A 7,794-nucleotide genomic window follows, 5' to 3' on the forward strand; every position below is an offset into this window, starting at 1 on the left:
AGAATGAAAATCGAAAAATATACTGTTTTGCGGACACTTCTTCTTGAGATGTATCACGAAATAGGCATCACCAATGAGGAGATGCTTTTTTTCATACATTTGATTAGTTTCCAGCAAGACAATATTGAATTCCCCTCCTTCTCTATGCTGATGAAGCGGATGGGGATGACTCGCGATGAGATCCTAAGTTTGATCAATTCCCTGGTCGACCGCCAGTACTTGCGGATTGATAGTAAGAAAAATGAAAAAAACCAACAAACCGAGTATTATAACTTGGAATTCTTGTATAATAGGATTGACGCCTTAGTCAAGCAGGAAGAAGCAGCCAAAGCGAGCCAAGAGACTGAAGACCGAGAAACCAGGGTTTTCCAAGTCTTAGAAAGTGAATTTGGCCGGCCTTTGTCGCCCATTGAATACCAAGAAGTGGCGGATTGGTTGCACAAGGATAAGTTTCCAACTGACATGATCCTTGAAGCAATCAAAGAAGCTGTTCTCGCCCAGGCCTATAGTCTACGCTATATTGACAAGGTCTTAATGAATTGGCGACGCAACCCCAAGCAAAGAACTTCAAAACAAAGCCAGCAACACTCGCTTTCTGACCTGCCACCAGCACCCATGAAAAAAATTATAAAAAAAGACCAGGAGTAAGGAGCTAGCAACTTGCAAAATATGACCCAGCAACAATTACATACCCTCCGTATCTTGCTGCGGTCCCATCAATTGATGATGCGGGCCCTCAAGCAAAATATGAGGACTTATGGATTGACTGAAAACGAATTTATGGTATTAGAATTTCTCTTGAATAAGGGACCCCATGTGGTCCAAGACATCAAGGAACACCTGCTGATTCCCAATAGTTCGGTAACTTATGTGATCGACTGTTTGGAAGGCAAGGGCTTAGTCAAGCGTGAACGTTCTTCCCAGGATATGCGGCGGATCATCATTGCGCTAACACCCAAGGGCCAAGCTAAAATTGCTGCGGACTACCAAGAACATGTCCGCTATGTGAGTCAGCTCTTCTCAGTCCTGGATGCCGATGAATTGAAACGTTTGCGACTGATTCACAAGAAATTGGGCTTCAATGCGGAAGAACACTATAAGCGCGACCAGTGAAAGGAGCTTGCCTATGCCTAGAAAAACGAATCCTGAAAAAAGCTTAGAACAGAAACAATTCCCTAAAGCTGACGTCCAACGCACGGATAGCCAGGCACTCACCATCAATGGCCAGGCCTTTACCGTTAAAGAATGGAGCCAGGAAGAGGCTATTGACCTGGATGCCTTGGCTGACCGCTATATGCCCATCTTGGATAGTTATGATTATATTGTGGGGGACTGGGCCTATGAACAACTTCGCTTAAAGGGCTTCTACAAAGATGACGTGCCCCATGTTCCCCTTGAGCGTAAGATTTCCCATCTGACCGATTATCTCTTAGAATACTGCAATTTTGCTTGTGAGTATTTTGTCTTGGAGCATTCACGAGATGACGAAGAACGCCAGGAACGAAATGCCAAGTTAAAGAAACGGCCGAAAAAGAACAAAAACCGTAAGGCCCAAAAGAAAAAAAGTCGACGCCGAGAAAACAATAAGACCAGTCGGAAAAAACGCCCAAGAGACAATAAGACGAATTTCAGCATTAAAACAGACAAGAGCTCGGCCAAGCCAGCCAAGCGTCAAACCATTACCCAAGGCAATAAGAAAAGAGAAGGTTTTAAAATTCGTTCAACGAAAGGAAAAAAATAAGCATGAAAAAGAAACGTGCCATGTTTTTAGACTTGGATGGGACTGTCTATAAGGGAAAGCGCCCCATCCCTGGTGCTCGGGAATGGATCGCTGACTTGCGCGCAAGCCAGACGCCCTTCCTCTTTGTTACCAATAATTCCATGCGTTCCCACCAAGAAGCTGCCCAATTTATGGCCGACTACCATCAGATTGATGTTCAGCCCGACCAGGTCTATACCAGTGTGGATGCCCTATCCCACTTGCTGGTTCAAGAAGAAGCTAAGTCGGGGCAGAAGGCCTACGTGATGGGGAGCGATTACTTGAAAGCGACCGTTACCGCTGAGGGCTATCAATTGACGGTGGATCCCTTAGCTGACCCTGCCGACCTCTTAGTTATGGGCTTGGACCAAAGTGTGACCTACCAAGACTTGGCCCAGTGTGCCTATGCCGCCCAGTCTGGGGCTAAATTTTACTTGACCAATCCCGATATCCAATTTCCTTCCAGCCATGGCTTTGTGCCGGGAGCGGGGGCCTTGGGGCAATTAGTCGCTAAGGTAGCACGGACAGAACCGATTGTCTGCGGTAAGCCGAGCCCCAATATTATCCTCGGTGCACTGGAGCAGTTAGGCCTTGAAGCGGATGAAGTCGTGATGCTGGGAGACAACCTGACCACTGATATCTTAGCTGCAAACCGAGCGGGCCTAGCGACGATTTTAATTGAAACAGGGGTCCACCAAAGAGACGATATTGAGCAATTGAATATTGAGCCGACCTGGCTGGTTAAAGACTATCAAGAGTTGATGGACTTATGGCCAAGTATCTAAGAGTGGGCTTACTGACCCTCAGTCTCCTCACAGGGATTATCGCAGCGGCCCTGCTCTTGACGATTTGGTGCTTGCCCCTCTATTTAGCCGTCTTATATGGGGGCCAACTAGCTGACCGGGTAGCTTTGACAAACCAGGAAGTCCTCCACGATTATTGGCAGATGCTGACCTATTTGAATTTTCCCTGGCGGCACAGTCTTGATTTTGCTTATTTTCCCTCCTCGGCTTCGGCCCGCTTTCATTTCTATGAGGTGAAGCGTCTCTTTTTGATGGTCTATCCCAGCCTAGTCTTGGGCCTGGGCCTGACCTATGTCCTCACGCGAAAACCCTTGAAAGCGGGCAGCCAATACCTGCTCTACCGGATCTTTGCCTATTTACGCTTCCTCCCCCTCTTAGCTCTTGTGGGTTTGGTCCTCAATTTCAACTGGGTGTTTCTGCGTTTTCATGAGCTTCTGTTCGACAACCAGGCCTGGCTCTTCGACCCTAGCAGGGATCCCATTATTGAAGTCCTACCCGAGAGTTATTTCATGCTTTGTTTTATCCTCTTTTTTATCCTCTTCCAACTAGGTATCCAAGGGGTCTACCACTATCTGGGTAAAAAATTGCGGACACCATAAAAATGACGCTCAGCTGAAAAGATGCCTCCAGCTGAGCGTCATTTTGTTTATTTCTTGTCTTCTTTGAGCAGGTCGGAAGAATGAAGGGGACTGATCCGTTTATCTGGGTAGATAAATTGATAGGCAGCGTTGACGGCGGTTGGCGCTTCACCGAAACCCGAAACAATCAGGTCGGTTTTGCCTGGATAGCCTGCGATATCGCCAATTGCAAAGATGCCCGGACGGTTGCTTTGTAAGTGGTCATCTACTAAAATTTTATTCTTCTCGATTTCCAAGCCCCAGTTCTTAATTTCACCAAGGGAGGAAGTGAAGCCATAAGCCATGATCACTTGGTCTACCGGAATCTTCTGGGTCTCATCCGAACGAGCCTTCTCTAAATGGATGGCGGAAAGGTTGATCCCGTCTCCTTCAAGCCCAGTAGGCACATAAGGCGTGACGAAGCGGATATTATCCTTTTGCCGGGCGGCTTCGACGGAGTATTCGTGGGCCCGGAAGCGATTGCGGCGGTGGATCAGGTAGATTTCTTTGGCATAGTCACTGAGGGCTAGGGCTGTATCCAGGGCGCTGTCCCCGCCACCACAGATCGCCACACGCTGGCCAGCATAGGCCGTATAGTTGCTGACGAAATAGGCGACGCCACGATTTTCATAGTGGTCTAATTGGTCCAGGTCAACCTTACGTGGGCTGAAGGAACCATTGCCTGCTGCAATAATTACCGCCTTGCTGCGGTAGGTTGCACGGCTAGTTTCAACAATGAATTCATCGCCACTTGCTTCTAAGTTTAAGACTTCTTGGTTGAGGCTAAACTGGGTAGTGGAATGGAAGCGCGCCAACTGCTGGGAGAGGCGGTCAATTAATTCGGCCCCAGAAATCTCTGGGTAGCCCGGGATATCATAGATAATCTTGTCAGGGTAGAGGGCCTTGGGTTGGCCGCCTAATTCAGGCAAACTATCGATAATATTCACACTTAACTGGCGCATGCCGGCGTAGAAAGCGGCGAAGAGGGCACTTGGCCCAGCACCAATAATGATAAGATCACTTGACTGTGTTTCCATATAAGGTCCTTTCTATATCTAATGACTATTTTAAAAAGTAAAGAGACTGTTAAGGAGTAAGGTCACTAGAATCCCTGTCAGGATACCACCGATCACTTCGGATGGCTTATGGCCTAAGTAATCGTCGATGACGAGCTTACTCTCCTTAATGGCCTGGAGTTGACGGCTAAGCACAGGGTCTTCCTCCTTACTTGCCCGCTCTTCCAGAATCAAGAGCAGCTGGCGAAGGAGCATCCCTTGTTCTCCGCTTTGCCGCCGGACCCCCATGGCATCGAACATGATAATCACGCCAAAGCACACCCCAATGGCAACGTAGGCCGATTGGTAGCCGTATTTGAGAATGAGTGCTGTAATCAAGGCGGTTACAGCAGCCGAATGTGAGCTCGGCATACTCCCTGTGGCATGGAGCAAGGCAAGCTTGGCATTGCTCTTGCGCATCAGCAGGGCAATCGGAAATTTTAGGGCTTGGGCAACGACAATGGCGCTGAGCGTTGCCACAAGCGGTAGGTTTGTTAGTACGTCCATAGGGCCTCCGGTAATTTATTGGCTAGGTGAAAGGTATGCCGTAAGTCTTGACGGCTACTTAATAAATATAACACAAATCTTTCTAATAGAGAACTGGCGATAACTATACATTTTCTTTAACTATTGGTACAATAGAAGAGAGTAAAATTAATGATCTTCATAAGGAGGAATGTTATGTCATTTCCACAATTAACAGAAGCGGCTAAGGAAAGTAAAGCCCTTATTACTACGAACAAAGGGACGATCGAAGTTGCCCTATTTCCAGAATTTGCCCCTAAAGCAGTCGAAAATTTTATCCAACATGCCAAAGAAGGCTACTATGATGGGGTAATTTTCCACCGGGTCATTCCGAACTTCATGATTCAAGGGGGCGATCCAACAGGGACCGGTCGTGGGGGAGAATCCATTTATGGCCAGGCTTTTGAGGATGAATTCAACTTGTCACTCTTTAATATTAAAGGGGCCCTCTCTATGGCCAATGCTGGGCCCAATACCAATGGCTCACAATTCTTTATTGTTTCAGCTGGTCCTGTCGATAAAGCGATGGTTAACCAATTGCGTGCCGGGGGATGGCCAGAAGAGATTGTTGACGTTTATGCTGAAGAGGGGGGAACTCCTTGGTTAGACCACCGGCATACGGTCTTTGGTCAAGTGCGAAAGGGCCAGGATGTAGTCAGCCAGATTGAGCAGGTCGACCGGGATGCTCAGGATAAGCCCTTGGAAGATGTCGTCATCGAAGGTATCCAAATCATCGATCCAGAAAGTGATGCCTAATGACTAGCTCATTTGCGATTGGAGATATTGTCAAAGGAAAAGTAACCGGAATTCAAAGCTATGGTATCTTTGTTAGTTTAGGAGCTAACCACCAGGGGCTCATCCATATCTCGGAGATTAACCACGGCTTTGTCAAAGATATTTATAGCCAGTATGAGATTGGCGAAGAAGTGACGGCTAAGATCATTGACATTGATGAATATAGCCAAAAGATCTCCCTCTCTCTACGGGCGCTCCAACCCTTGTTCAAAAATAAGAAACCAGCCCGCGGAAACTGGCACAAACACCACCACCCTAAAGATTATGGTTTCGGCCTAGTCGCAGAGAACCTGCCCAAGTGGGTGGATGAGGGCCTCGCCAATATCCAATCAGGACTGGTTAAGGATTACCACCAAAATCACTTTAATAAGTAAGGAGTCTTTAAAATGCCAGATTTAAAATTAGATGTCTCAAAACTTGCTCCCTTTATCTCACAACATGAAATTGATTTCATGCAAAGTGAAGTCAACCAGGCCCATAGTCTCCTACGGTCGGGAAAGGGGCCCGGCCATGAATTTACGGACTGGCTAGACCTGCCTTTTGACTATGATAAAGAAGAATACGAACGAATCAAAGCAGCCGCTAAGAAGATTCAAGGGGATTCTGATGTCCTACTTGTTTTAGGGATCGGAGGCTCTTACTTAGGGGCTAAGGCAGCCATTTCCTTTTTATCCCACCAGTTTATAAAAGAAGAGAAGCTAGAAATTATCTTTGCGGGCAATAGTCTGAGTGCGACTTATCTCAGCGAAGTGATGGAAGCTTTAGAAGGCAAAGACTTCTCCATCAATGTCATTTCTAAGTCTGGGACAACGACGGAGACTTCGATTGCCTTCCGCATCTTTAAGAAACGTTTGATCGACCAATATGGGGAAGAGGAAGCTAAGCGCCGTATCTATGCCACCACTGACCAAGCCAAGGGGGCGCTCAAAGCGGAAGCGGACCAAATGGGCTACGAAACTTTTGTTATTCCAGATGGGGTAGGCGGACGTTTTACTGTCTTAACGGCTGTGGGACTCTTACCAATTGCAGCTAGCGGGGCCAATACAGATGACCTGCTAGCAGGCGCCCAAGCCTCTCACCAAGCTTACCAAGCCCCTGAACTAGAAAAAAATGATGCCTATCTCTATGCAGCTATCCGCAATATTTTATACCGCAAGGGCTATAACACTGAGATTCTTGTCAACTACGAGCCCAAGCTTAAATATTTTGCTGAATGGTGGAAGCAGTTATTCGGGGAATCTGAAGGTAAAGATGGCAAGGGCATCTACCCAAGCTCTGCTAATTTCTCAACGGACCTACATTCTTTAGGCCAATATATCCAAGACGGCCGGCGTATCCTCTTTGAAACAGTCATCAAAGTTGAAGAAACAGAGAAGGATATTAAGATTCCAAGCCTAGCGGAAGATAGTGATGGCCTTGGCTATCTGGAAGGGCAGTCAGTAGATGAGGTCAATACCAAAGCCTTCCAAGGGACCCTCCTTGCCCATACCGATGGCGGTGTACCTAACCTCGTATTACACGCTCCAGCTATTGACGCTTATACCCTTGGTCAATTGATTTACTTCTTTGAAATCGCTGTTGCAATTTCTGGATACTTGAATGGCGTTAACCCCTTCGACCAACCAGGTGTGGAAGCCTACAAGAAGAATATGTTTGCTCTCTTAGGTAGGGAAGGCTACGAAGAGCTCGCACAAGCTCTGAATGAACGCCTCTAAAATATAAGAACAAGATGATTGATTTAAAGCCAACTAACAAAAAAGTTGGCTTTTTTTATCAAAAAGAGTTGACGAAGGGAAGAGAAGGAGGTATAATAATTTTTGTTGCTGATCGAGATTGATCGCCAACAAAAAAATAAAATTAAAAAAGTGTTGACAAGTCTAATAGACTTCGATATACTAATTGAGTCGCTTGATTCAGAAGCGTTGAGCCGAGAATCTAACGACCATCATCTTATCAAAAAAGTTCTAAAAAAAAGAATTTCAAAAAAGTTCTTGACAAGCTTTCGATAAAGATGATATACTAATTGAGTCGCTTCAGTGAGGCGGCGAGATAGACCTTTGAAAACTGAACAAAGAAGACGAACCAATTGTGTAGGGCATCAACTTCGAGTTGGTGAACCAACAATTCAAACAATAAATAGTTGAGCAAACAACTATAAAAAGTCAGCAATAACGAGCTTATCAAAGCTCATGAATCTTTCATGAGAGTTTGATCCTGGCTCAGGACGAACGCTGGCGGCA

The 7,794-nt window shown here is 46.3% G+C and carries 10 protein-coding genes; 8 read left to right on the forward strand and 2 right to left on the reverse strand.

The features are described 5' to 3' along the window. Positions 1-3: 3 nt before the first annotated feature. The 5 genes from F6I03_RS06415 to F6I03_RS06435 are packed head-to-tail and all read left to right on the forward strand — an operon-like array spanning position 4 to position 3,161. Complete coding sequence (locus F6I03_RS06415) at positions 4-648, forward strand: DnaD domain protein (RefSeq protein WP_070430098.1); 645 nt, start codon at positions 4-6, stop codon at positions 646-648. Between the two features lie 21 nt (positions 649-669). After that, on the forward strand, positions 670-1,113 hold the full coding sequence (locus F6I03_RS06420) for a MarR family winged helix-turn-helix transcriptional regulator (protein WP_070430108.1): 444 nt from the start codon (positions 670-672) through the stop codon (positions 1,111-1,113). A gap of 13 nt (positions 1,114-1,126) precedes the next feature. After that, positions 1,127-1,741 (forward strand): YutD family protein, encoded by a 615-nt coding sequence (locus tag F6I03_RS06425; RefSeq protein ID WP_070430099.1) that lies wholly within the window; start codon positions 1,127-1,129, stop codon positions 1,739-1,741. Positions 1,742-1,743: 2 nt separating this feature from the next. Then, positions 1,744-2,544, forward strand: coding sequence for an HAD-IIA family hydrolase (locus tag F6I03_RS06430; RefSeq protein ID WP_070430100.1), 801 nt, complete (start codon positions 1,744-1,746; stop codon positions 2,542-2,544). After that, a complete protein-coding gene (locus F6I03_RS06435; RefSeq protein ID WP_070430101.1) occupies positions 2,529-3,161 on the forward strand; it encodes a TIGR01906 family membrane protein in 633 nt (210 codons plus the stop codon). Before F6I03_RS06430 ends, F6I03_RS06435 begins: the two co-directional genes overlap by 16 nt. A 47-nt stretch (positions 3,162-3,208) precedes the next feature. Here the strand turns inward: F6I03_RS06435 and F6I03_RS06440 are convergent, their stop codons facing one another. Then, entirely contained in the window at positions 3,209-4,216 is a 1,008-nt protein-coding gene (locus tag F6I03_RS06440) for an NAD(P)/FAD-dependent oxidoreductase (RefSeq protein ID WP_070430102.1), read from the reverse strand. Between the two features lie 30 nt (positions 4,217-4,246). Next, positions 4,247-4,741, reverse strand: a complete 495-nt coding sequence (locus F6I03_RS06445) for a divergent PAP2 family protein (protein ID WP_070430103.1) — start codon at positions 4,739-4,741, stop codon at positions 4,247-4,249. Between the two features lie 174 nt (positions 4,742-4,915). Here F6I03_RS06445 and F6I03_RS06450 point away from each other — a divergent pair, with 174 nt between their 5' ends. The 3 genes from F6I03_RS06450 to F6I03_RS06460 are packed head-to-tail and all read left to right on the forward strand — an operon-like array spanning position 4,916 to position 7,269. Continuing rightward, positions 4,916-5,515, forward strand: coding sequence for a peptidylprolyl isomerase (locus F6I03_RS06450; RefSeq protein ID WP_070430104.1), 600 nt, complete (start codon positions 4,916-4,918; stop codon positions 5,513-5,515). After that, on the forward strand, positions 5,515-5,928 hold the full coding sequence (locus F6I03_RS06455; RefSeq protein WP_070430105.1) for a CvfD/Ygs/GSP13 family RNA-binding post-transcriptional regulator: 414 nt from the start codon (positions 5,515-5,517) through the stop codon (positions 5,926-5,928). Before F6I03_RS06450 ends, F6I03_RS06455 begins: the two co-directional genes overlap by 1 nt. A gap of 12 nt (positions 5,929-5,940) precedes the next feature. Continuing rightward, positions 5,941-7,269, forward strand: coding sequence for a glucose-6-phosphate isomerase (locus tag F6I03_RS06460; protein ID WP_070430106.1), 1,329 nt, complete (start codon positions 5,941-5,943; stop codon positions 7,267-7,269). Positions 7,270-7,794 lie beyond the last annotated feature (525 nt).

It is taken from the genome of Aerococcus sanguinicola (assembly GCF_008726925.1).
Lineage (GTDB): Bacteria > Bacillota > Bacilli > Lactobacillales > Aerococcaceae > Aerococcus.